This window comes from Bradyrhizobium sp. Leaf396, from assembly GCF_001424605.1.
GTDB classification, from domain to species: domain Bacteria; phylum Pseudomonadota; class Alphaproteobacteria; order Rhizobiales; family Xanthobacteraceae; genus Bradyrhizobium; species Bradyrhizobium japonicum_C.
On sequence record NZ_LMQJ01000024.1, the window covers coordinates 35,038 to 55,731 of the forward strand.

A 20,694-nucleotide genomic window follows, 5' to 3' on the forward strand; every position below is an offset into this window, starting at 1 on the left:
GCCGGAGCACCTGATGGAAACGCGGGCGAATTACATCTTGATCGGGTCGTTCACGCTGGCGGTGATCGCCGCGGCGATCGGCTTCGTGCTGTGGTTCCAGTCGCTGCACACCACCAAGCAGCGCAGTCCGCTGCGCGTCGTGTTCGAGGGGCCCGCGGCCGGCCTGCGCAACGGCGGAAGCGTCAATTTCAATGGTATCAGGGTCGGCGAGGTGGTCTCGGTGAAGCTGGACAACCCGCGGCGGGTTGTCGCACTCGCCATGATCGAGAACAACGCCCCGATCCGCAAGGACACGCTGGTCGGCCTCGAATTCCAGGGCCTGACAGGCGTCGCCGCGATCTCGCTCAAGGGCGGCGACGAGGCCGCGCCCCCACCGCCGCTCGATCAGGACGGCATCCCGATGCTCACCGCCGATCCCAACAAGCTTCAGGACGTCACCGAGGCGATCCGCGGCACGCTGCAGAACATCAACAAGATCGTCGCCGACAACCAGGAGTCGGTGAAGAACTCGCTGAAGAATCTCGAGACCTTCACCAACTCGCTCGCCCGCAACTCCGAGAAGATCGACGGCGTGATGGCCAAGGTCGACGGCGTGATGCTCAAGGCCGACAACCTCATGCTCGGCCTCAACACGCTGGCCGGCGGCAAGGACGGCGGCGAGCTGTTCCAGGCCGTGAAATCGATCCGCGAACTCGCCGAAGATTTCGACAAGCGCTCGGGCGCGCTGATGGCCGACGGCCGCCGCACCCTCGGCGACATCAGCCGGGCCGTGAACAATTTCGACCGTAACCCGACCCGAGTCCTGTTCGGCGCCAGCAACTCGTCGCAGCCGGCTCCGCCGCCCGAGCCGCCGAAGCCCGTGCCGAGGCGGTAGTGGTTCGGCGAATGGTGAGTAGCGAATAGGTTGCTCTCACGACAATCCCCAAACGAAAACGGAGGCCGAGCGGCCTCCGTTCCACTGGTTGCTCGCGCTCGGTGCTACCCCAGCCGTCCGGCCGCATGCGCAAGCAGCGTGTACACCAGCCCCGTCTCCGAGATCAGGTGAGTGCGCAGCTCCTGCGGACCGCGGCCGTCGCGGGCGACTTCATCGAGCAGCCGCTCGAACTCGACCACGTAGCGGTCGACCGTGCCCTTGAAGTTGCGGTCGGCGCGGTACTTGCGGGCGACCTCGTCGAAGGCCTTCTGGCCGGCGGGCGTGTACAGGCGCTTGGTGAAGGCCTTGTTCTCGCCGCGCTGGTAGCGATCCCACATCTCGGCGGCGAGGTTGCGGTCCATCAGCCGGCCGATGTCGAGCGACAGCGATTCCAGCGGATTGCCGCCACCCTGCGGTGCCTGCGGCTGCGGTGCGGGTGCAGCGCGGCCGCGCGGGGCCTCACGTCCGGCCGGGGCGCCCTGGTGGGCGTCCGTACGGTTGAGCAGGTCCGATAGCCAGCCGTCGCGGCCCTGATCGTTGCTGGCGGGCGCCACCGGCGGCGCTTCGGTGCGGCGGGGCGCCGGCATGCCGAGGTCCGGCGGCGGCAGCGTCGAGGCGCTGCCGGTGTCGCGCGTGCGGGTCTCGGGCGGCCGGCCGCCGACAGCGGCCAGCACCGGCTCCTCCTGGCGATGGACGCCGGCACGGCCAGCGGTGGTGACGTCGAGGCCGCGGCCGTGCTGAGCCACGATGCGGTTGAGCTCGGCGAGCGCCTCGATCTGGTCGACGATCACCTTGCGCATCTGCGCCGTGCTCTCGGCGGCCTCCTGCGGCATCTCGAGCACGCCGCGGCGCAGCTCATTGCGGGTGGCTTCGAGCTCGTTGTGCATCTCGAGGGCCATCTGCTTCATGCTGGCGACCAGATTGGTGAACTTCTCGGTCGACTGCTTGAACATCGCATCCGCCTCGTCCGTGGTCTGGCGGTAGATGTCGTGCATGGTCTCGATGGTCTGCCGGTGCTCCTCCTCGGACGCCGCGCGCACCGCCTCGAACTGGCGGGTGATCGCGGCAGAGCCTGCGCCGGCCGTCTCCGCGACGACGCGGGCGATGTCGCGGGCGCGCTCTTCGGCCGCCGCCAGCGATTCATCGAGCAGGCCGGTGAAGCGCGACAGCCGCTGGTCGAGGTCGGCCGTTCGCAGGTCGATGGTGGTGACGAGCGATTCCAGCGCCTGCTTGCGTTCGGCGAGCGAGGCGGTGGTGTTCTTGTTGCTCTGCTCGACGACCTGGGCGGCCTCGACCAGCGCCTGGCCGTGCTTGTCGAACTGGGTCGACAGCTCGCCGAGATCCTGCAGCGCCTTCGTGGTCTTGCTGTTGAAGACGTTGAGCTGCTCTTCCAGGTTCTGCGTCGCAGCGCCATTGCGCGAGGTGACGTCGTTCATCGCCGAGACGAAGTCGGCGACGCGCGTCACCAGCGCCCGCTCGAGCGAGTTGAGGTTGTCGTGCGCACCGGTCAGCACCTCCTGGAGCAGGATGTTGCCTTCGCGCAGGCGCTCGAACAGGGCCACCGTGTCGGTGCGCAAGATCTTGCTGGTCTCCTGCATCTCCGTGACGGCCGCGATCGAAACCTGGCGCGACTGGTCGATCGCGGACCGCGAGGCCTGCTCGAGGTCCTTGAGCGACTTGCCGACCGCGGTCGTGGCGATCTCGCTCGCCGCATTGATGGTGCGGGCGACTTCCGAGCCGTTGCCCATCATGGTCTGCGAGAAGGCCTGGCCGCGCGTCTCGATCGACTTCAGCGCGTCGGAGGTGACGCGGTCGATGTCGAGCGTGAGCTGGCTGGCCTTCGAGCCGATCGCGTCCACCAGCGCGCCGCGCTTGGCGTCGATCATGTTCGACAGGCGATCGGCCTGCTGCGTCACATAGGTGACGATCTCGTCGGTCTTGCCGGTCATGGCCTGGCCGAAGCTGGAGCTGGCGGCGAGCACCGACCGCTCGACGTCGGCCGAGCTCGACTTGACGCGCGAGCTCGCCTCGTTGGAGGCGGAGATCAGCGCGTTCTGGGCGTTGAGCGCGCTGGTCTGGATGTCGTTGGTCGCGTTGGCGGTGGCCGCGCTCAGCGTGCGCTCGATCTCGGTCGAGATCGAACGGATCTGGCTCGCGGCGTCGGCCGAGGTCGAGGTCAGCGAGATCTGCGCCTCGCGCGCGCTGTTGAGGATGGTCGAGGCGGTGTCGGCGCCGACCGCGGTCAACGTGCGCTCGATGTCCGTCGTCAGCGACTTGATCTGGGTCGCCGCATCGGTCGAGGCGGAGACGAGCGAGGTTTGGGCCTCGCGAACGCCGCTGGTGAGCGCCTCGATGGTGGCGCCGCCGGCGGTTGCCAGCGCGCGCTGCATCTCGGCCGCGAGCGAACGGACCTGGTTGGTCTGTTCGGCCGAGACCGCGAGCAGGGTGCTCTGGGCGTCGCGGGCGCTGCTGGTGATCGTCTCGGCGGTCGACTGACCGACTTGCGAGAGCGAACGATGCACCTCGGCCGCCAGCGACTTGACCTGGCTCGCCGCGTCCGACGACGCCGTGACCAGCGTGCTCTGGGCTTCGCGGGCGCCGCTCATGATGGTCTCGGCCGTCGAGGTGCCCGCCATCGTGAGCGAGCGCTGCACGTCCGAGGACAGCGCCTTGATCTGGTTGGCAGTCTCGGTCGAAGCCGCGATCAAGGCGCTCTGCGCATCGCGGGCCCCTGCGGTGATCGATTCCGCCGTAGCGGTGCCGGCCATCGACAGCGAACGCTGCACGTCGGCGGTGAGCGTCTTCACCTGGTTGGCCGCATCCGACGACGCCGTGACGAGGGTGGTCTGCACCTCGCGGGCGCCGGCCAGGATCGAGGCCGCGGTGGCGGAGCCAGCCGCCGACAGCGTGCGTTCGACGTCGGCCGCGAGTCCCTTGATCTGGCTGGAGGCCTCGCCCGATGCCGCGACCAGCGTCGACTGCGCTTCGCGGGCGCTGGTCAGGATCGAGTTCGCCGCGCCTGTGCCCACCGCAGTCAGCGCCTGCTCGACCTCGGCCGAGGTCATCTTGAGCTGGGCGTTGACGTCGGAGGAGACTGTCAGCAGCGACTGCTGGGCGGTGCGCGCGCCGGTCTGGATCGTCTCGCTGGTGTTGACGACGAGGTTGGTGAGCGAGCGCTCGGCGTCCTCGACATGCGAGCGGATCGCGGTCGAGATCATCTCGGCGCGGGACATCATGTCCTCGCTGGCCTGGCGTCCGCTGCTCTCGATGCGGCCGGCGACGGCCTCGACGCGCGAGCCGAGCAGGTCCTCGAACTGCGCCACGCGCACGTCGATGTCGCTGGCGACCGAGCCGACCTTGGTCTCGATGGCCTGCTGGATCTCCTGGAAGCGCGCGGTGACCGTGTCGGTCAGATGCATGCTGCGGCCGTCGATGATCTCGGTGACGCCGGTGATGCGGCGGTCGACCGCCTCGATCGCCTGCGCGGTGCCGTCGGTGAGGGTCGAGGTGAGGAGGGTCAGACGCGTGTCGATCGACTGTACGGCCTGCGAGGCGCCGTTCGTGACCGCGGTGGTCAGGTAGGTGAGGCGGGAGTCGATCGATTCGAGCGCCTGGGTCGCGCCGCCGGTGAGCGTCGTCGTGAGATGCGTCAGGCGGGTATCGATCGACTGGATGGTCTGCGACGCACCGTCGGTGAGCGAGCTCGTGAGGAGGTTGAGGCGCGCATCGATGGTTTCGATGGCCTGCGATGCGCCGCCGGTGAGCGTCGTCGTCAGGTGGGTCAGGCGGGAGTCGATCGACTGGATCGCCTGTGCGGCACCGTCGGTCAACGATGTCGCCAGAGTGTTGATGCGCCCGTCGATGGTTTCGGTCATGGACTTCGCGCGGGTGTCGAACGAGTGCTCGATCGCGGCGACGCGGCCGACGAGTTGCTCGTCGAAGGTCCTGATGTGGCCTTCGATCGTGCCGTCGAGGCTGGCGATCTTGCCGTTCAGCGAGGCGTCGAGGTTGCTGACGCGTTCGCCGATCGTGGTCTCGAACTGCACGAGGCGCTGGTCGAGCACCGCGGTTATCTCGCCGCCGTTGGAGGTGAAGCGGCTGTCGAAATTGTCGACATAGGTCTTGAGCGTCTCGGCGATGTCCTGCGTGCGCTGGCCCATGCGCTCGACGATCTCGCCGCCGAAGGTCTTCACGGTGCGGTCGAACTCGGAGATGTGGCGCGTGATCAGCGCGCCCAGCGTGCCGGAGTCGCGGGCGAACTTCTCGACCAGCTCGGTGCCCTGGTTCCGCACCAGCTCGTCAAAGGCACTCATCTGCAGCGACAGCGAATCGTGGGCTGTCTCTGTCTGGCTGACGACCTTGGCGACCAGAGCGTTGACGGTGGCGTCGAGCGCTTCGCTGGCCTTGTCGCCGCTCGTCATGATCTGGCCGGCGAGGCGGTTGCCGGCATCGTCGATCTTGGCCGAGATGTCGTTGGAACGCAGCTCGAGCTCCAGCAGCAGCGAGTCCGACGAGTTCTTCAGGGAATCGTGCACCTGCTCGGTGCGCTCGGAGATGCCGTCGACGATAGCGGCGGAACGCTGCTCGAATTCGCCGGTGATGCGGTCGATGCGCTCGTTCAGCATCTCATGGACGCGGTCGGCGAGATCGACGAACTCGTCGTGGACGTGACCGGTTTTGAAGTTGAGGCTGGTGGTCAGCCGCTCGCTCGCATCGAGTACGGCGCGCGTGGTCTCGTTGCTGGCTTCCTCCAGGCGGTCGAGCAGGTCGCCGCCGCGTTCGCCGAGAGCCAGGATCATGTTGTCGCCGGCATTGCTCAGCGCCTGCGTGATGTGGGCACCGCGCTCTTCCAGTGCGCCGGTGATGGACTTGGCGACCTCGTCGACGCGCGAGGCGATCGCGTCCGAGATTAGCGCGATGTCGTGGCGCAGGTCGATCTGGACGCCGGAGATGGCGCTGCGGACCTGCTCGGCCTGGCCGACCAGGTTGTCGCGCTGATGGGCGATGTCCTGAAGCAGGGCGCGAATGCGCACCTCGTTGTCGGAATAGGCGCGTTCGAGCGCGGCGACCTCGTTGGCAACCAGCGTCTCGAGCTCGCCTGCGCGCGCAATCGCGCGCTCGATGCCGTCACCCATCGCGGCGACCTCGCGGCGGATGGCCTGGCCGACGGTGACCATGGAATCGGAGGCCGAGCCTTCCGGCTCGGAGAAGCGGATCGCGACCTGCGCCATCGCCTGCGCGATCATGCGCATTTCCTGTCCGCGCCAGACGAGGCTGGCGAGGAAGTAGAACAGCATGATCGGCGCGAGCACCATCGCAATCAGGCCGGCAATGACGAGGACCCCGCCGCTCTGGCCCATGGCGGTCTGGATCGACGGCAGGAAGCCGATGGTCAGCGCGGCGCAGGCGGCGAGCCAGACGCCGGCGAAGATGGTGGCGAAGGTGTAGACACTGCGGGCAGGACGGCCCTTCTGAAGCGCCTGGAGCAGCTGGCCGATGGTCTCGCGGTCGTCATTCGCGGGGCGGCGCGATGAGAGCGGCTCCTCGACTGCATCGAACACGGTCGACCGCTCGTTGGCGGCCGGTCGCGGCTCGAAGCTCGGTTCATCGAAAACCGGAGGCACGGGCGGTACAGCAGGCGCCGCTTCGTTGCGCATGGTGGCGTTGCGGCTGGTATCGGCAGCCGTGTCACTGATGTTCAGGGCTTCCTGGATCGCAGAAAGCGCAACTTCTGTGGGGTCTTTGACCTTTTTCGGAGTGTTCGCCATGTTCAGTCCGAGCCCTCGTTACTTGTACGCGTCCCCCCGCGAGCCCTGCGCGCCGCGCAAGCCCACAGACCGGATCATGCCGCTTACGCGGATCTCCGAGCCGTCCCCACCCGGACGGCTTGTCCGCCAATTTCCGCAACATCCTATTGGCAGAGCGTCGCGAATGAAATGCCTGCGATTAAGACAATCTTAATCATCGTTAACAGGAGCGCTGCGTAACGCCTTAGCAATAAATGAAATTCTCCACCGAACTCGATTGATTGCGGCAACTTTTCGTCAATAACCGGGCGGATGTGCGTCAAGCAGCCCAAACACTTCATTAACCATTTTCATGCTTGGGTCAGGGGAACCTGACCGCCGGACCGGCGGGTGCGCAACGCCGGGGCCCGCGATGACTCCTGAACTGCAACGGATGGATTGGATGCCGTCGCCCCCGCTTGCACCGATCGAAAGCCCGCTTGACCTCGATCACCTCTCCCGGATGACGCTCGGGGACACCGAGCTGGAACAGGAAGTGCTGGCGATGTTCGCCGAGCAGGCGGTTCGTCTGCTCGCGGCGATGACGTCGGTGCCGGCCGAGACCGGCGCGCTCGCGCACAAGCTGAAGGGTTCGGCGCGAGGGATCGGCGCCTTCGCGGTGGCCGATGCCGCAGCCAGCCTGGAGACCGCGGTCCGCACCGGGCACGGGCGGCCCCATGCCCTCGCCGCCCTGAAAGAGGCGGTGACGGAGGCTCGCGCCGCCATCGAGGCGATCCTGAAGCCGTAAGCCGATACGGTCAGCGCCGGGTTCTAGTCTTTTGTTTTGACGGGGGTTCTTCCCGCAAAGCGGGATTGATTTCGGATCAAAACGCTATGGCGCCGGGCTTATCGACCCGTTATAGGACAGCCGGACCCTCCTTCATTCCCAGTACCGCTGCAGCACGAGCACACATGGCCAAGATTCACTTTGTCGACCACAAGGGCGAAACCCGCACGGTGGAAATCGAGAACGGCGCAACCGTGATGGAAGCCGCGATCCGCAACAGCATTCCCGGCATCGAGGCCGAATGCGGCGGCGCCTGTGCCTGCGCGACCTGCCATGTGTATGTCGACGAAGCCTGGCGCGAGAAGGTCGGCAGCCCCACGCCGATGGAAGAGGACATGCTCGATTTCGGCTTCGACGTGCGTCCGAATTCTCGCCTGTCCTGCCAGATCAAGGTCTCCGACGAACTCGACGGGCTCGTGGTCGCGACGCCGGAACGGCAGGCCTGATCGTCCCTATTTGCGCTAGATGCTCGGCGGCGCGACCTCGATGCCGCGCTTGTGCCACGGTCTGAGCTTCTCGATCACCTCTGCCGTCAGCGGCGTCGGCCGCCGCGTCGCTTCGTCGATCATGACGCCGACCGATGTCGCCGATGCGATGCATTTTCCTTCCGAGAACACGACCTGCTCGAAGGTGACTGATGTCCTTCCGAGCTTCACCACGCCGAGGCCAAGCTCGATCGTGTTGGGCCAATGCAGCTCGGCGCGGAAATGGATGTCGAGGCGCACCATGATCCACGCGAGGCCCGGCGGGGTCAGGCCGTATTCAGGGAGCTTCATCAGCGTGACGCGCCCGGTCTCGAAATAGGTTGCGTAGACCGCGTTGTTGACGTGCTGGTTGGGATCGAGATCGCCGAAGCGGACGTTGTCGCTGAGGCGGTAGGGATAGTCCTCCAGGCGCGGCGTCGTATCGAGGCGGCTTGGTGCGTTCACCGATTGATCTCCGTCATATCGCATCCCGTTACAGCTCAGTTATCCTGCGCCGGCAAGTGGGGGTGGCTGCGGGGCGCTCCCGCTTTTATGCCTTCCCTGATCCACCCCCGTTGGCTAGACAGGCAGGGTCACCTCTGCCCGGCGGGCGCCGTCCAACCGATAACGACAGACAAAGAGACGACATGAGCGACGCGATCAAAACCGATGTGCTGATTATTGGTGCCGGCCCCTGCGGTCTGTTCGCCGCCTTCGAGCTCGGCCTTCTCGACATGAAGGCGCATTTCGTCGACATCCTCGACAAGGTCGGCGGCCAGTGTGCCGAGCTCTATCCGGAAAAGCCGATCTACGACATCCCCGGCATTCCGCAGGTTTCGGGCCAGGGCCTCACCGACGCGCTGATGGAGCAGATCAAGCCGTTTCACCCGACCTTCCATCTCGGCGAGATGGTCGAGACCGTGGAGAAGATCGGCGATCCTGCGTTCCGCTGCACCACCGATGCCGGCAAGGTGTTCGAATGCAAGGTCGTGGTGATCGCGGCCGGCGGCGGCTCCTTCCAGCCCAAGCGTCCGCCGGTGCCGGGCATCGAGGCCTATGAGGGCACGTCGGTGCACTACGCGGTGCGCAAGATGGAGACGTTCCGCGACAAGAACGTGCTGATCGTCGGCGGTGGCGATTCCGCGCTGGACTGGACTCTCAATCTGCATCCGATTGCCAAGCGCATCACGCTGCTGCATCGTCGCGACGAGTTTCGCGCCGCACCCCACAGCGTCGAGCAGATGCGAGCGCTGGTCGCCGGCGGAAAGATGGATCTGCGGCTCGGCCAGGTCACCGCGCTCTCGGGCGCTGACGGCAAGCTCACCGGCGCGACCGTCAAGGGGAACGACAACAGCATCACCGAGATTGCCTGCGATACCATGCTGCCGTTCTTCGGGCTGACCATGAAGCTCGGCCCGGTCGCGAACTGGGGCATTGCGCTGGAGAACAATCTGGTGCCGGTCGAAACATCCGCCTTCGAGACCAACGTGCCAGGCATCTTCGCGATCGGCGACATCAATACCTACCCCGGCAAGATCAAGTTGATCCTGTGCGGCTTCCACGAGGGCGCGCTGATGTCGCAAAAAGCCCATCGCTACGTCTATCCGGAGAAGCGGCTCGTGTTCCAATACACGACGTCGTCCTCCAGCCTCCAAAAGAAGCTTGGTGTCAACTGACGGAACGGACCGGGGCGGCGATGCCCCATGTTTCTGGTGCTGGAACCGTTCGCGAAATCGCCGTAGTCTGCGGCCATTCCAATTGTAGGCTCGGCCAGCTTTTTGGCTCGGCAAAGTCTTGGCTCAGCAAAGTCTTGGCTCTGCGAAGTCTTGGCCCGGCAAGGTGATTGGCTCAGCAAGGTGATGACAATGCGGACACTCGTTTTCAGCTTTCGGCTGCTCTCCTTCCTCGCGCTCGCATTTCCGCTCGCGGCGGTGACACCGTCCGCAGCGCAGACGGCCGAGCCCACCGCGGCGGGCCTGTGGCAGAAGGTCGAAGACGGCAAGACTGTCGGATGGTTCCTCTTCGTCGACCGTAACGGCGTCTTCGAAGGCGTGATCGCGAAGACCTTCCCGCGGCCAACCGACGATCCGAACGAGGTCTGCTCCAAGTGCACCGACGATCGCAAGAATGCGCCAGTGCTGGGCATCTCCTTCGTCCGCAACATGAAGCGTGAAGGATTGAAGTACGAAGGCGGCAACGTGCTCAATCCGCGCGACGGCCAGATCTGGAAGGCCAACATGAAGGTCAGCCCCGACGGCCAGACCCTGACCCTGCGCGGCTATCTCGGCATTTCGCTGCTCGGCAAGGACGAGACCTGGACGCGCCTGCCGGATGCCTACATCGCGCAGGTGGATCCTGCCATCGTCGCAAAATATCTTCCGGCGCAGGCGGCGGCTGCAAAGCAACCGTCCCCCGCGCCCAAGAAGGGCGGCGCGATGATGGCGCCGGCGCCCAAGCAGTAAACGACACCTTTCGCGGTCCCTCATCAGATCCAAACCCTGGGCGATGAGTTTGTATCGTCGAAAACGAACAGGCGCCGCAGGGCAGGGAAGCACGGTGTCGACGGCCGTCCGCGTGTGCAGCTTGACGCCGGCCAGCATGGTGTAGACGTGCGTCGGTCCGAGTGGCGCGGAGGGCCTAACCCGGACCGAGAGGACGAGGCTCAGCGAGCCTTGCTGTCAGAACCTGCGCTCGCAAGCCGCTTCGCGCGCGGCGACAGCACCGCGACCTGCGCTGGAGAGGCAGGCATGCCGGCGACGATCATCGTGGGACTTGCCGACTGCTCCTCCACGCCGGCGCCGCCGAGCACCTGCACCTGGGTCGCCGTGATCGGAAACGAGGTCACTTCGTAAGAGGGAAGCTCGGTCGCGAAGGCGCCGGCCGAGCTCGCAATCATGGCGCCGGCGACGGCAATCATCGAGAGAACACGCATTGGAAATCTCCGTGGACAATGTCAATCCGAGGTTTGGTCGCCTCGATGCCGGAACAGGTTCGCTCGTGCGCGAACATTCCTGTGTCCGTGAGCGAACCTATTTGATTGCGTGATGGGACCGGACGAAACGATGACGAAGTTCTCCGCGTCAATGTTTCCGGACGGTTTCGCGAAGACTCAGGTCACCGGCGCCGGATTGAACAGCGTGAGATCGTTGTGGATGCCCCAGCGATCCGACCACGGCTTGGTGCGGCCGGAGGCGACATCGAGGATCAGGCGGAACAGGTCCCAGCCGCATTCCTCGATGGTCTTCTCGCCGGTGGCAATGCTGCCGGCGTCAAAGTCGATCAGGTCCTTCCAGCGGCGGGCGAGCTCACTGCGGGTTGCCACCTTGATCACGGGCGCGGCCGCAAGCCCATAAGGCGTGCCGCGGCCCGTGGTGAACACCTGCAGCGTCATGCCGGAGGCGAGTTGGAGCGTGCCGCAGATGAAGTCGGAGGCCGGCGTTGCCGCAAACAGCATGCCCTTCTGCGTTGCCTTCTCGCCGGGCGAGAGCACGCCGGCGATCGCGGATGATCCGGACTTCACGATCGAGCCCAATGACTTTTCGACGATGTTGGCGAGGCCGCCCTTCTTGTTGCCGGGCGTGGTGTTGGCGCTGCGGTCGGCGCCGCCACGGGCCAGGTAGGAATCGTACCAGGCCATCTCGCGCACCAGTGCGCGGCCGACGTCCTCGTTGATGGCGCGCCGCGTGAGCAGTTGGATGGCGTCTCGCACCTCAGTCACTTCCGAGAACATCACGGTGGCACCGGCTCGCACCAGGAGATCCGCGGCGAAGCCGACGGCGGGGTTTGCAGTCACGCCGGAAAACGCGTCGCTGCCGCCACATTGCAGCCCGATGACGAGATCGGAAGCGGGGCAGGTCTCGCGCTTGCGGGCGTTGAGCACCTTCAGCCGCGCCTCGGCCTGGGTCATGATCGCTTCGACGATCGCGCCAAAGCCGTCGAAGGCCTCGTCCTGCATGCGCACGATGGCATCGCTGACACCTTCGGGCACCAGCCGTTCGGGGGCGAGCTTCTCGCAGCCGAGACCGACGACCAGAATCTCGCCGCCGAAATTCGGATTCAGCGCGAGGTTCTGCAAAGTGCGGATCGGCACCACAGCGTCAGGCGCAGCGATGGCGACGCCGCAGCCATAGGCGTGCGTCAGCGGCACGACGTCGTCGACGCCAGGGTATTTCGGCAGCAGCTCGGCGCGGATGCGTTTGACCGCATATTCCATCGTGCCCTTGACGCATTGCACCGAGGAGGAGATGCCGAGGATGTTCTTGGTGCCGACCGAGCCGTCCGGATTGCGATAACCCTCGAAGGTGAAGCCTTCCAACGGCGGCAGCGGCGCAGGGACGGCGGTCGAGATTTCGAGCTTGTCGAGGGCAGGGGCCTCCGGCATGCGGATGCGCGCTTCATCGACCCATTCGCCGGCCAGGATCGGCGACAGCGCGTAACCGATGATTTCGCCATAGCGGACGATCGGCGCGCCTTCCGCAATATCGACCAAAGCAGCCTTGTGCCCCTGCGGCACGAAGGCGCGCAGCGTCAGCCCGCACGCAAAGCGCGAGCCGGCGGGAAGCCCGAAATCGTTGACCACGATCGCGACATTGTCGCGCTCGTTCAGCCTGATGTAGCGGGGCTGCTCTTTCGCTGCGACGTCCTGGTCCATCTGCGCTTGTCTCAAGAACGGAAGAAGCCGTGTTTTCGTTTACCTCTCCCCGGAGGGGATCGGTCGCGCCGGAGGCGCGGGTGAGGGGCAGCGGCTTGCAGGAGAGGGCGTAACCCGATCGATGTGCGATCCGACCTCTCCCAGAGGGAGAGGTCGGCACCTCCGCCGCTGCGTGAAGATCGCTCGTCAGCCCGGAAACGTATAAGCCGTCTTCACCGTGGTATAGAACTCGCGGGCGTAGGAGCCCTGCTCGCGGGCGCCGTAGCTCGAACCCTTCCGGCCGCCGAACGGCACGTGATAATCGACGCCGGCGGTCGGCAGGTTGACCATCACCATGCCTGACTCGCTGTTGCGCTTGTAGTGCGAGGCGTATTTCAGGCTGGTGGTGCAGATGCCGGAGGCGAGGCCGAACTCGGTGTCGTTGGAGATCGCGAGCGCCTCCTCGTAGTTCTTGGCACGGATGACGGCCGCGACCGGGCCAAAGATCTCCTCGCGCGCGATGCGCATGTTGTTGTTGGCCTCGGTGAACAGGGCCGGCTGGAGGTAGTGGCCGGGGTTGTCGCGCTTGAGCAGCTCGCCGCCGAAGGCGAGCCTGGCGCCCTCGTCCTGGCCGATCTTGATGTAGCGGAGGTCCTGGTCGAGCTGGTTCTGGTCCACCACGGGGCCGATATGCACGCCGGCCTTGAGCGCGTCGTCGACCGACAGGCTGTTGAGGCGCTCGGCGACCGCCGCGACGAAGCGGTCGTGGATGCCTTCGGTGACGATGAGGCGCGAGGAGGCGGTGCAGCGCTGGCCGGTGGAGAAATAGGCGCCGTTGACGGCGACCTCGACGGCGGTCTTGAGGTCGGCGTCGTCGAGCACGACCAGCGGATTCTTGCCGCCCATCTCGAGCTGAAATTTCTTCATGGGGTTCGAGAGCACGCAGGCCTGCGCGATCTTGCGCCCGGTTTGCACCGAGCCGGTGAAGGAGATCGCGGCGACGTCCGGATGCTCGAGCAAGGTCTGGCCGACCACCGAGCCGGAGCCGACGACGAGGTTGAACACGCCGGCTGGAATGCCGGAGCGGGTGATGATCTCGGACAAAGCATGTGCCGAGCCGGGCACCAGCTCGGCCGGCTTGAACACGACGGTGTTGCCGTAGCAGAGCGCCGGCGCGATCTTCCAGGCGGGGATCGCGATCGGGAAATTCCAGGGTGTGATCATGCCGACGACGCCAACCGGCTCGCGGGTGAGCTCAACGTCGATGCCGGGACGAACCGAGGCGCCCTTCTCGCCGATCAGCCGCAGCGCCTCGCCGGCGAAGAACGCAAAGATCTGGCCGGCGCGACCGACCTCGCCGATACCTTCCGGCAAGGTCTTGCCTTCCTCTCGGGCGAGGAGCCGGCCGAGCTCTTCCTTGCGCGAGAGGATCTCGATTGAGATCTTGTTCAGCGCGTCATAGCGCTCCTGCGGCGTGGAACGCGACCAGGCGGGAAAGGCGGCCTTGGCGGCGGCTATCGCCTTCTCGGTCTGCGCCTTGTCCGCCTTGGCATATTCCCCGACGAGATCGTTGGTGTTGGAGGGATTGATGTTCCTGGTGATGCCGGAACCGTCGACCCATTCGCCGCCGATGAAGTTCTTCAGGATCGCTGTCATCTTCTTTCCTCCTTGTTCAAGGGGCATGATCGTATCGGAAAACCGGTGTCCGCGCTCCGGGATCGCGCCTGAAGTTTTCTAACGCACGAGGCCCGGACGTTTGATCGGGTCCTGTATGGCCATAGCCCCATCCCGGACGCGAAGTCCATGCTTCTTGTGGAATTCGTGCGCGGCCTCGATGGCTGCGCGTCGACATTGATGCCGAGCCGTGATTCAGGGGCGCCTATCGGCCGGATGAAGTTCTTCCGCCGTCATGGACAGGGGAGCGCTCGATGCACGTCCAGGCCAAAGCCCCATGTCAGCCGAGGCGAGTGGAGCATCGAGATCACCCCCGATGCAAAGACGGCGACTGGTGAGCCGCCGTTGAGTTGCCTGGCCGAGCTAGCGCCGGAGCCTTCAGGAGGAATGTTGGAGCGTCATGATTTTCTCAATCGAGTCCTAGGGGCGGGCGCCGCGAACTGTCCAGGTTCAAGGAAGCATCGATCGATGTCGCTCTTGGATTGATCGCACCGACGGTATGGCGCGAGCCCGCGCTCGACCCTATTGCTGCGTGCCCGGCAGCAGCTGCGGCAGGAATCCGCGCGTCACGCTTGGCGGCACCGCGTCCAGCCCGAGCACCGCGCTCGCGGCCGGCAGCGCGGCATCCGCCATTGCAGCATGTCCTTCGGCGCTCGGATGCACGGCGCCGCCATAGACGGCGGAGAGCACGCCCCAGGTCGCGTCGTGAATGTCGGTCGGCTGGCTCGCTGCCGGCAAGCCCTGCGGATAGGTCATTGCGGCAAAATAACTGTCGTTCGCATCGCGGATCCAGCGCGCGCGCGGCAGGTAGGCGCGGTATTCCGAGGCGCCGCGCCCGCAAAGCATCGGCTGGCTCGCCGCGCTCACGATATCGGGATTGAAGCTCTGGCCGTTCTCGGCAAAGCAGGTCCGGTCGAATTCGGGATCATTGCCCGAATGGGCGCAGAAGCCGTGATCGGCGAACGCGGCCTGGTGCGCATCGACGAAGGTCATGCGGTCGGCTTCGGGATCGCGGCAGAGCGCGCCCCGGCTGCAGGTGGCGAGCCCCTTCAGCTGCGGCAGGAATTCCGTATCGACGAAGGTCGAGACACGGGCGAGCCGCTGCGGATCGGCATTGAACGATGGATGAATGTCGAAGCCGGCACGGCCGCCGCGGCAGGGCACGCCGCCGTCGGCGAGCGCAGGATTGGCGTAGGAGACATAGACCACGCGCGAGAGGTCGCCGCCGACGAGCGGCTTGAGCGCCTCGCGCAGCCTGGCGAATTTCTGCGGCAGTTCGCGCACCAGCGCATCGCGGGAATCATCGACGGTCGCCATCACGCCGGAGCGGCGGAACAGCGCGCGCTCCGTCGCGGTATCGACGATGACGTCGGCGACGAGGCCGGAGAAGTAGACGTCGTTGGCGCCGACCGACAGCAGCACGAGATCGAGCGTGCGGTCGGGCTGGCGTTTCTTTGCCGCGGCGAGCGCTTCGCGCAGCTCGGCGACCTGGGCGTTCACGCTGGTGTTGCACACGCCGGTCTTGCCGGGCGCGCATTCGCGGGCGCGCTGCGAGCCCAGCAGCCCATCGCTGATGCTGGCGCCGGTGCAGGCGAGTGGCAGGAAGGTCACCGCGATGTGCGTATAGCGCAGGGCGAGCGCCAGCGCGGTGCGCGCCTGGTAGCTGTAGAGCGAGCGGTGGCAAGGCGCGTTGAACCAGAGCGCGCTGTAGCGTTGCCAGTTGGCCAGCGTATCCGGCGCCTCGCAGGCGCGGCCGCCCTTGAAGCCCTGGCGGCTCGGCCGGTAATACTGCGCGCCGGCGGTGCCGAGATAGGAGCGGAAGCAGAAGCCTTCGTCCGCCAGCGCCAGTGGCCGGTCTGGGTTGCCTTCTCCGGAGGCGATGCTGTCCCCGAGGCCGGCGATGAAGATGTCGCGGACCTGAATCTCGGTCTGGATGCGCTGGGTCGGATCGGAGCCCGAGGAGACGTCGACCGTCGCGACGGTCTGCTTGCCGTAGCGGACGCGCAGATTGATCGGCTCGGCGCAGTCGAAGGTCGATTGTTGCGGCCCGTCGCCGTCGTCGAACGACCATGCACAGGTGGCGCCGACCGGCACCGCACCCGTGAGGCGCACGGTGACCGGATGATCGATCGGTGTGATGTAGTTCTCTTTGACGTTGTCGCGGGTGCAAGGCTGGTTGACCCGGCCCTGGAGGTCGATGCAGAGGCGGTTGACCGCGTTGCGGGCCCAGCCGCGGCCTTCGCTCTGCAGCTCCAGCGATTGCTCGGCGGCGAGAATGCTGCGGTCACGCGCGTTCTCGACGTGGAGCAGGAAGTCGCGCTCCTCGCGGAACAGCCGGAAGCGGTTGCGCACCTCCCAATTGATCTGCATGGCACCGGCGTCCTGCGCGGCGGCGCGACCGGGCGGCAAACACGTCAGAATTCCAGAAAGCAGCAGGGCGCCTGCGGAGAAAGTGCGAAGGGATACAGGGATCATGGCCCGGGTCTTCAACGGCAAAGTTGAGGCGGAAATAAGAGAGGATTGCTCCGCCGCCTGCAACCTTTGTCTGACGGGCCCAGGAAAAGGGGCCTATCGCTTGCCGGCCCGCCGCAGCGTCCGCTCGCGCTCCATCGCGGCCACCTGCTTGGGCAGATTGGCCTGGGCGCAGGCCTCCGCCAGGCGCCGCCGCTCCTGCCAGGGGGCGACCACGTTCATCCAGAGCTCGCGCGTGCCCATGATCGAGATGGCGAGGCCGAACGGGACGACGAAATAGAGGATGCGGAACACCAGGAGCGTCGCCAGAAGCTCCTCTCGACCGAATTGGGGCAGCGCCACCAGCATGGCCGCATCGAAGACGCCGATCGAGCCGGGCGCATGGCTGGCAAAGCCGATCAGGGTCGCCAGAATGAACACGACCGCAAGCGACATGAAGTCGATCGGCGGATTGGCCGGCATCAACAGGTACATGGCCATGGCGCAGAAGCCGAGATCGACCACGCCGATCAGGATCTGCACCAATGTCAGCGATGCCGACGGCAGCACCACCTTCCAGCCCTTCTGGCCGAGTTCGCGGCGCTTCTCGCCCATGCACAGCCAGACCAGATAGGCGCCGATCGAGGCGAGGCCACCGAGCGCGATCAGGCGGTTGATCGAGGCGGGGAGCTGATCCATCGAGGAGGCGGCATCCGGATGGATGGCCATGCCGATCGAGAGCACGAAGATGTTACCGAGCCAGAAGGTCAGGCCCGACAGAAAGCAGATTTTCGCGACGTCGATCGCGTTCAGCCCGTAGTCCGAATAGATCCGGAAACGGATCGCGCCGCCGGTGAATACCGTGGCGCCGATGTTGTGGCCGATCGAATAGGACGTGAAGCTGGAGAGCGCCGCGATGCGATAGGGCACATGCTTCTTGCCGATCGTTCGCAAGGCGAAATAGTCGTAGAAGGTCAGCGTGCAGAATGCGAAGAAGACGCAGATCGCCGCCAGCCCGATATTGCCGCGGGGAATCTCGGTCAACGCCGTCAGGATGACCGCGGTATCGATGCCCTTGAGGGTTCGCACCAGCGTGGTGATCGCGAAGGCGATGATCAGGATGCTCGCGGCAATGCCGAGCCGTCGCCAGCCAATCCATCTCTTGAAGCCGCGTTGCAGCGCGGTCAGCAGTCCGTGCATTCATCCTCCCGGCGGGGGCAAAGACCGACCGGACCAGGTATTGGCCAATCGGGTTCGATCACGGCCAAAGGCAGGCATCGATCGCTAGGCATGATCCAGCTCATTTAAGGCAAAAACAGCAGCTTGTGCAGCCCTTGACAGCAACAGGTTCTGCGTTCGAGCGGCCACTTTTGTCATATGCGGTTCATATCCGACCCGCGTTAAGCATATGAGTCGCGAAACATTCGCTGCCCTCGCGCATCCGGTGTGCCGACACGATTTCAAATCCTCGCGCCGTCCGCCTTGTTCCAGCGCAAGCGCTGCCGGCGTTTTTTGGAACGTCGATGCTCCGTACTCGTTGGGCTCGATCAGCAATCGAACATGGCGAAATAAGCGGCTTTCTCCTGCAAGCCCGCGCCGTCGTGTTCCCGAAACCCGAGAGGATCGGAACGATGGGACTGTTCACAAAAGACATCAAGACCATGAACGACCTGTTCGTGCATCAGCTCCAGGACATCTATTACGCCGAGCAGCAGCTCACCAAGGCGCTGCCAAAGATGGCAAGCAAGGCCACCGATCCGCAGCTGAAACAGGGCTTTTTGACGCACCTTGAAGAAACCAGGCAGCACGTCGCGCGCCTCGAGGAAGTGTTCAAGATGCACGGCGTCGCGGCGAAGGCGGTCGACTGCCCGGCCATTGACGGCATCATCGAGGAAGCGGACGAGACCGCCGGCGAAGTTGCGGACAAGGCGGTGCTCGATGCAGCGCTGATCAATGCAGCTCAGGCCGCCGAACACTACGAGATCGTCCGCTACGGCAGCCTGATCGCCTGGGCCAAGCAGCTCGGCCGCAGCGACTGCGCAGCAGTGCTTGCCAAGACGCTCGAGGAGGAAAAGGCGACCGACAAGAAGCTGACGACTCTCGCCGAGAGCAAGGTCAATTTGCGCGCGGCGAGCTAGCTACCAAGGTATGTCGCCGACCGACGCCGCGCGCACGCGCGGCGTCTTCTTTTGATGCGCGTCACTCGGCTGGGATCAGCGTGGCCGCATGGGTCGGCGCAGCCCGTCAGCGCGTCGCAACGCGAAGTGCGCGCCGCAGAAAGCCATCACGGCGCCGAGGCACAGCGCAGCAAGCCCGGCGAGCACCCCTGAGACGGTCGGGATCGGGCTCGGCGCCGAAGCGGCCTGGCCGGCGCCCGCGAGCAGCAGCACGCCGACGGCGATCAGGAATTGCCGCATCCGTTGCGGGATCTGTCCGGAGACCGCGCTCTGCATCAATGACGCCGTGAAATAGCCGCCGGAAATGCCGACCGTGGCGATCAGCCACCAGGCGATCGCCGCGCCTGCGGGTATGAACTCTCGTGTGTCGCCGCGCCAGAGGCCGCCGAGATCGAGCCCATAGCGTGCGCCCAGCATGTGGACCGCGAGCGCGAGCAACACTCCGGAGATCATTGCGGCACCGAGAATCAGGCGGCGCGGGAAAAAGGTCGTCTCAGCCATGCCTCGCTTGTAGGATGGGCGAGGGCGACCGCGCAAGGCGATCGCGGACGGGACTGATGCCAGATGCTGGGTTCTGAGGCCGCGCCGGCCACGAGCTACGCCTACAAGGCGTCGCTGATCGGCTCGGCGCACCGCTTCGAACTGACTGAGGAGGGACTGTCCTGGCACATCGCCGGGCGCCAGGGCTTGTGGCGCTACGACGAGATCTCTGCGATTCGGCTGTCGTTCCGCCCGGTCTCAATGCAGCAGCACCGTTTTCGCGCCGATGTCACCCACGCCAGCGGCCGCCGCATCGCGATCCTGTCGACGAGTTGGCAGACTGCGGCGCTGATGTCGACGCAGGACAGCGGATTTCGCGCATTCATCGTCGAATTGCATGCGCGGATGGCGAAAGCGGGCAGCCGCGCGGTTCTGACCGCCGGCCTTGGCCGCATCACCCATGCGGCGGTGCTGGCATGCCTCGCGGTGCTGACTGTTGCGATGGCGGGCCTGTTGATCCGCGCCCTCGTGATCGGCGAGTTCGCCGGCGCGCTGTTCATTCTCGGCTTTGCCGCGCTGTTCGCCTGGCAGGTCGGCGGCTTCGTCCGGCGCAACCAGCCGCGCTCCTATACCCTGGCGAGGTTGCCGCAGGCGCTGCTGCCGTAGATATGCAATCGGCCGCAATCAAACGTGAGTTCGCCTTCCTGCGCCCCTGTCGCATCGTGCAGCCATGCCTTCCATGGATCCCACCACCCGCCCGCTTGCTGCGGACGAGATCGCCGAAATCAATCGCAGGCACCTGATCGAGACGCCGCTGGTGCCGGCCGACCTGCTGTTCGTGTTCGGTACCCGGGAGGACGACATGTTGCGGGCCGACACTGCGGCGCGCCTGTGGCGAGAGGGCTATTTCCGCTGGTCGATTGTTAGCGGCGGGGTGACGCCGGGCTCGGAGCAATCCGAATGTACGCTGATCAAGACGGCGATGGTCAACGCAGGCGTTCCGGCGGAACTTGTCCTCGAAGAGCATCGCGCGATGAACACCGGAGAGAACGTGATCTTCTCGCTCCCGATCATCGATGCGGCGCTCGGCCTTGCCAACATTCGCAACGTGATCTGCCTCGGCAACACCTGGACCGCGCGGCGCTACCCTATGACGTTGCACCGGCACTGGCCGGAGGTGGAGAAAATGCTGCTCACCGTTGACAGCTTTGCGACCCCTCGCGCCCTCTGGCACACCGATGCGGAATTTCGCCGCCGCATGCTGCACGAATGGGACAAGATCGAGCCGTACAAGGCGAAAGGCTTCATCGCGGAATGGCCGGAGGCGTGACC

General features: G+C 65.5%; 16 protein-coding genes. 8 read left to right on the plus strand and 8 right to left on the minus strand.

Annotated features, from left to right (window positions below; translation table 11 throughout):
* Positions 1-13 precede the first annotated feature (13 nt).
* Positions 14-874, plus strand: coding sequence for an MlaD family protein (locus ASG57_RS22315; RefSeq protein ID WP_024342930.1), 861 nt, complete (start codon positions 14-16; stop codon positions 872-874).
* A 104-nt stretch (positions 875-978) separates the two neighbouring features.
* Here the strand turns inward: ASG57_RS22315 and ASG57_RS22320 are convergent, their stop codons facing one another.
* Complete coding sequence (locus ASG57_RS22320) at positions 979-6,681, minus strand: apolipoprotein A-IV repeat region-like domain-containing protein (RefSeq protein ID WP_024342931.1); 5,703 nt, start codon at positions 6,679-6,681, stop codon at positions 979-981.
* Between the two features lie 391 nt (positions 6,682-7,072).
* Here ASG57_RS22320 and ASG57_RS22325 point away from each other — a divergent pair, with 391 nt between their 5' ends.
* Together ASG57_RS22325 and ASG57_RS22330 are read left to right on the plus strand one after the other, a co-directional pair.
* Positions 7,073-7,447, plus strand: a complete 375-nt coding sequence (locus ASG57_RS22325) for an Hpt domain-containing protein (protein WP_024342932.1) — start codon at positions 7,073-7,075, stop codon at positions 7,445-7,447.
* 164 nt (positions 7,448-7,611) lie between these two features.
* Complete coding sequence (locus ASG57_RS22330) at positions 7,612-7,932, plus strand: 2Fe-2S iron-sulfur cluster-binding protein (protein WP_008143731.1); 321 nt, start codon at positions 7,612-7,614, stop codon at positions 7,930-7,932.
* 15 nt (positions 7,933-7,947) lie between these two features.
* Here ASG57_RS22330 and ASG57_RS22335 read toward each other — a convergent pair whose 3' ends face one another.
* Positions 7,948-8,415, minus strand: coding sequence for an acyl-CoA thioesterase (locus ASG57_RS22335; protein ID WP_024342933.1), 468 nt, complete (start codon positions 8,413-8,415; stop codon positions 7,948-7,950).
* 182 nt (positions 8,416-8,597) lie between these two features.
* Between ASG57_RS22335 and ASG57_RS22340 the strand changes: the two genes are divergently transcribed.
* On the plus strand, positions 8,598-9,626 hold the full coding sequence (locus ASG57_RS22340; RefSeq protein ID WP_024342934.1) for an NAD(P)/FAD-dependent oxidoreductase: 1,029 nt from the start codon (positions 8,598-8,600) through the stop codon (positions 9,624-9,626).
* 189 nt (positions 9,627-9,815) lie between these two features.
* Complete coding sequence (locus tag ASG57_RS22345) at positions 9,816-10,412, plus strand: DUF2147 domain-containing protein (protein WP_024342935.1); 597 nt, start codon at positions 9,816-9,818, stop codon at positions 10,410-10,412.
* Between the two features lie 200 nt (positions 10,413-10,612).
* On the opposite strand, the gene ASG57_RS22350 is transcribed toward ASG57_RS22345, so the two are convergent.
* From ASG57_RS22350 to ASG57_RS22370, 5 genes are all read right to left on the minus strand, one after another.
* Positions 10,613-10,882 carry a hypothetical protein gene (locus ASG57_RS22350; RefSeq protein ID WP_024342936.1) on the minus strand — a complete coding sequence of 90 codons (270 nt, stop codon included), beginning with the start codon at positions 10,880-10,882 and terminating at the stop codon, positions 10,613-10,615.
* Between the two features lie 177 nt (positions 10,883-11,059).
* Positions 11,060-12,601 carry a galactarate dehydratase gene (gene garD, locus ASG57_RS22355; protein WP_024342937.1) on the minus strand — a complete coding sequence of 514 codons (1,542 nt, stop codon included), beginning with the start codon at positions 12,599-12,601 and terminating at the stop codon, positions 11,060-11,062.
* Positions 12,602-12,787: 186 nt separating this feature from the next.
* Positions 12,788-14,236 (minus strand): aldehyde dehydrogenase family protein, encoded by a 1,449-nt coding sequence (locus ASG57_RS22360; protein ID WP_024342938.1) that lies wholly within the window; start codon positions 14,234-14,236, stop codon positions 12,788-12,790.
* A 540-nt stretch (positions 14,237-14,776) separates the two neighbouring features.
* Positions 14,777-16,729: an SGNH/GDSL hydrolase family protein gene (locus ASG57_RS22365; protein ID WP_024342939.1), complete on the minus strand. Its 1,953-nt coding sequence runs from the start codon at positions 16,727-16,729 to the stop codon at positions 14,777-14,779.
* A gap of 93 nt (positions 16,730-16,822) precedes the next feature.
* A complete protein-coding gene (locus ASG57_RS22370; protein WP_024342940.1) occupies positions 16,823-17,905 on the minus strand; it encodes a lysylphosphatidylglycerol synthase transmembrane domain-containing protein in 1,083 nt (360 codons plus the stop codon).
* 431 nt (positions 17,906-18,336) lie between these two features.
* Between ASG57_RS22370 and ASG57_RS22375 the strand changes: the two genes are divergently transcribed.
* Complete coding sequence (locus ASG57_RS22375) at positions 18,337-18,843, plus strand: YciE/YciF ferroxidase family protein (protein WP_024342941.1); 507 nt, start codon at positions 18,337-18,339, stop codon at positions 18,841-18,843.
* Positions 18,844-18,918: 75 nt separating this feature from the next.
* Here the strand turns inward: ASG57_RS22375 and ASG57_RS22380 are convergent, their stop codons facing one another.
* On the minus strand, positions 18,919-19,383 hold the full coding sequence (locus ASG57_RS22380; protein ID WP_024342942.1) for a hypothetical protein: 465 nt from the start codon (positions 19,381-19,383) through the stop codon (positions 18,919-18,921).
* A gap of 63 nt (positions 19,384-19,446) precedes the next feature.
* On the opposite strand from ASG57_RS22380, the gene ASG57_RS22385 reads away from it, so the two are divergent.
* Together ASG57_RS22385 and ASG57_RS22390 are read left to right on the plus strand one after the other, a co-directional pair.
* Positions 19,447-20,028 carry a hypothetical protein gene (locus ASG57_RS22385; protein WP_024342943.1) on the plus strand — a complete coding sequence of 194 codons (582 nt, stop codon included), beginning with the start codon at positions 19,447-19,449 and terminating at the stop codon, positions 20,026-20,028.
* Positions 20,029-20,101: 73 nt separating this feature from the next.
* Complete coding sequence (locus ASG57_RS22390) at positions 20,102-20,692, plus strand: YdcF family protein (protein ID WP_028146111.1); 591 nt, start codon at positions 20,102-20,104, stop codon at positions 20,690-20,692.
* Positions 20,693-20,694: the final 2 nt, after the last annotated feature.

What these genes read in the sequence shown, in the direction of transcription:
- ASG57_RS22315 (WP_024342930.1), top strand. Translation starts at nt 14, where the DNA reads ATGGAAACGCGGGCGAATTACATCTTGATCGGGTCGTTCACGCTGGCG.
- ASG57_RS22320 (WP_024342931.1), bottom strand. Translation starts at nt 6,681, where the DNA reads ATGGCGAACACTCCGAAAAAGGTCAAAGACCCCACAGAAGTTGCGCTT.
- ASG57_RS22325 (WP_024342932.1), top strand. Translation starts at nt 7,073, where the DNA reads ATGACTCCTGAACTGCAACGGATGGATTGGATGCCGTCGCCCCCGCTT.
- ASG57_RS22330 (WP_008143731.1), top strand. Translation starts at nt 7,612, where the DNA reads ATGGCCAAGATTCACTTTGTCGACCACAAGGGCGAAACCCGCACGGTG.
- ASG57_RS22340 (WP_024342934.1), top strand. Translation starts at nt 8,598, where the DNA reads ATGAGCGACGCGATCAAAACCGATGTGCTGATTATTGGTGCCGGCCCC.
- ASG57_RS22345 (WP_024342935.1), top strand. Translation starts at nt 9,816, where the DNA reads ATGCGGACACTCGTTTTCAGCTTTCGGCTGCTCTCCTTCCTCGCGCTC.
- ASG57_RS22350 (WP_024342936.1), bottom strand. Translation starts at nt 10,882, where the DNA reads ATGCGTGTTCTCTCGATGATTGCCGTCGCCGGCGCCATGATTGCGAGC.
- garD (WP_024342937.1), bottom strand. Translation starts at nt 12,601, where the DNA reads ATGGACCAGGACGTCGCAGCGAAAGAGCAGCCCCGCTACATCAGGCTG.
- ASG57_RS22360 (WP_024342938.1), bottom strand. Translation starts at nt 14,236, where the DNA reads ATGACAGCGATCCTGAAGAACTTCATCGGCGGCGAATGGGTCGACGGT.
- ASG57_RS22365 (WP_024342939.1), bottom strand. Translation starts at nt 16,729, where the DNA reads ATGATCCCTGTATCCCTTCGCACTTTCTCCGCAGGCGCCCTGCTGCTT.
- ASG57_RS22370 (WP_024342940.1), bottom strand. Translation starts at nt 17,905, where the DNA reads ATGCACGGACTGCTGACCGCGCTGCAACGCGGCTTCAAGAGATGGATT.
- ASG57_RS22375 (WP_024342941.1), top strand. Translation starts at nt 18,337, where the DNA reads ATGGGACTGTTCACAAAAGACATCAAGACCATGAACGACCTGTTCGTG.
- ASG57_RS22380 (WP_024342942.1), bottom strand. Translation starts at nt 19,383, where the DNA reads ATGGCTGAGACGACCTTTTTCCCGCGCCGCCTGATTCTCGGTGCCGCA.
- ASG57_RS22385 (WP_024342943.1), top strand. Translation starts at nt 19,447, where the DNA reads ATGCTGGGTTCTGAGGCCGCGCCGGCCACGAGCTACGCCTACAAGGCG.
- ASG57_RS22390 (WP_028146111.1), top strand. Translation starts at nt 20,102, where the DNA reads ATGGATCCCACCACCCGCCCGCTTGCTGCGGACGAGATCGCCGAAATC.